Source organism: Alteromonas sp. MMG017, assembly GCF_018100795.1.
Taxonomy (GTDB): domain Bacteria; phylum Pseudomonadota; class Gammaproteobacteria; order Enterobacterales; family Alteromonadaceae; genus Alteromonas.
In genome coordinates this window covers 1-2,910 of the sequence record NZ_JAGJDY010000022.1, presented here as the reverse complement: position 1 = coordinate 2,910, position 2,910 = coordinate 1, and the positions used below count along the sequence as shown (strand labels likewise).

Genomic DNA, 2,910 nt, shown 5'->3' with positions numbered 1-2,910 from the left:
AAAGCCTCTTGGGCGTTGTATGGTTAAGCCTCTCGGGCAATTAGTACAGGTTAGCTTAACGCCTTACAACGCTTCCACATCCTGCCTATCAACGTCATCGTCTATAACAACCCTTCCGGACTTTAAAAGTCAGGGATGACTCATCTTTGGGCCGGCTTCCCGCTTAGATGCTTTCAGCGGTTATCCGTTCCGAACGTAGCTACCGGGCAATGCCATTGGCATGACAACCCGAACACCAGCGGTTCGTCCACTCCGGTCCTCTCGTACTAGGAGCAGCTCCCATCAATCATCCAACGCCCACACCAGATAGGGACCGAACTGTCTCACGACGTTCTAAACCCAGCTCGCGTACCACTTTAAATGGCGAACAGCCATACCCTTGGGACCGACTTCAGCCCCAGGATGTGATGAGCCGACATCGAGGTGCCAAACACCGCCGTCGATATGAACTCTTGGGCGGTATCAGCCTGTTATCCCCGGAGTACCTTTTATCCGTTGAGCGATGGCCCTTCCATACAGAACCACCGGATCACTATGACCTACTTTCGTACCTGCTCGACGTGTCTGTCTCGCAGTTAAGCTAGCTTATGCCATTGCACTAACCTCACGATGTCCGACCGTGATTAGCTAACCTTCGTGCTCCTCCGTTACTATTTGGGAGGAGACCGCCCCAGTCAAACTACCCACCAGACACTGTCCATAATCCCGATAAGGGACCAATGTTAGAACATCAAACATACAAGGGTGGTATTTCAAGGACGGCTCCACACAATCTAGCGACTGTGCTTCGAAGCCTCCCACCTATCCTACACATGTAGGTTCAATGTTCAGTGCCAAGCTGTAGTAAAGGTTCACGGGGTCTTTCCGTCTAGGTGCGGGTACACAGCATCTTCACTGCGATTTCAATTTCACTGAGTCTCGGGTGGAGACAGCGTGGCCATGGTTACACCATTCGTGCAGGTCGGAACTTACCCGACAAGGAATTTCGCTACCTTAGGACCGTTATAGTTACGGCCGCCGTTTACCGGGGCTTCGATCAAGAGCTTCTCCGAAGATAACCCCATCAATTAACCTTCCGGCACCGGGCAGGTGTCACACCCTATACGTCCTCTTGCGAGTTAGCAGAGTGCTGTGTTTTTAATAAACAGTCCCAGCCACCTGGTCACTGCGGCCCTCATCTGCTCAAGGAGCAAGTCCTATCACAAACAAGGGCGTACCTTCTCCCGAAGTTACGGTACAATTTTGCCGAGTTCCTTCACCCGAGTTCTCTCAAGCGCCTTAGTATTCTCTACCTGACCACCTGTGTCGGTTTGGGGTACGGTTCATATAATCATAAGTTTAGAAGCTTTTCCTGGAAGCAGGGCATCAACAACTTCACTACCGTAGTAGCTCGTCTCGCATCTCAGCTTTAAGAATCCGGATTTACCTAAATTCTCGGCCTACTTGCTTTCACTTGGACAACCAACGCCAAGCTTGCTTAGCCTTCTCCGTCCCTCCATCACTGATTATATAAGTACGGAAATATTAATCCGTTTCCCATCGACTACGCATTTCTGCCTCGCCTTAGGGGCCGACTTACCCTGCCCTGATTAGCATGGGACAGGAAACCTTGGTCTTCCGGCGTGGGAGTTTTTCACTCCCATTATCGTTACTCATGTCAGCATTCGCACTTGTGATATGTCCAGCAAACCTCTCGATTCACCTTCATCCACTTACACAACGCTCCCCTACCATACGTGTAAACACGTATCCGCAGCTTCGGTATATTGCTTAGCCCCGTTACATCTTCCGCGCAGGCCGACTCGACTAGTGAGCTATTACGCTTTCTTTAAAGGGTGGCTGCTTCTAAGCCAACCTCCTAGCTGTCTATGCCTTCCCACATCGTTTCCCACTTAGCAATATTTTGGGACCTTAGCTGGCGGTCTGGGTTGTTTCCCTCTTCACGACGGACGTTAGCACCCGCCGTGTGTCTCCCGGATAGTTCTCATTGGTATTCGGAGTTTGCAAAGGGTTGGTAAGTCGGGATGACCCCCTAGCCTTAACAGTGCTCTACCCCCAATGGAATTCGTCCGAGGCTCTACCTAAATAGATTTCGGGGAGAACCAGCTATCTCCCGGTTTGATTGGCCTTTCACCCCCAGCCACAAGTCATCCCCTAACTTTTCAACGTTAGTGGGTTCGGTCCTCCAGTTGATGTTACTCAACCTTCAACCTGCCCATGGCTAGATCACCGGGTTTCGGGTCTATACCTAGCAACTAAACGCGCAGTTAACACTCGCTTTCGCTACGGCTCCGCTATTCGCTTAACCTTGCTACTAAATATAAGTCGCTGACCCATTATACAAAAGGTACGCAGTCACAGAACAAGTCTGCTCCCACTGCTTGTACGTATACGGTTTCAGGTTCTATTTCACTCCCCTCACAGGGGTTCTTTTCGCCTTTCCCTCACGGTACTGGTTCACTATCGGTCAGTTAGGAGTATTTAGCCTTGGAGGATGGTCCCCCCATATTCAGTCAAGATAACACGTGTCCCGACCTACTCGATTTCACAAAAACAAACACTTCGTGTACAGGGCTATCACCTTGTATCGCGCCACTTCCCAGAGGCTTCCACTACGTTCATAATTGCTTAAGGGCTAATCCCCGTTCGCTCGCCGCTACTAGGGGAATCTCGGTTGATTTCTTTTCCTAAGGGTACTTAGATGTTTCAGTTCCCCTCGTTCGCCTCGTTACACTATATATTCATGTAACGATACCTATAAATAGGTGGGTTTCCCCATTCGGACATCTGTGGCTCAAATGCATTTTGTCGGCTCACCACAGCTTTTCGCAGACTTACACGTCCTTCATCGCCTCTAACTGCCAAGGCATCCACCGTATACGCTTAGTCACTTAACCATACAACCCCAAA

At 50.1% G+C, this 2,910-nt stretch carries 1 rRNA gene; it reads right to left on the bottom strand.

The features are described from left to right. Positions 1-19: 19 nt before the first annotated feature. Positions 20-2,897: ribosomal RNA gene (locus J8L84_RS19940) — 23S ribosomal RNA — on the bottom strand. Positions 2,898-2,910: the final 13 nt, after the last annotated feature.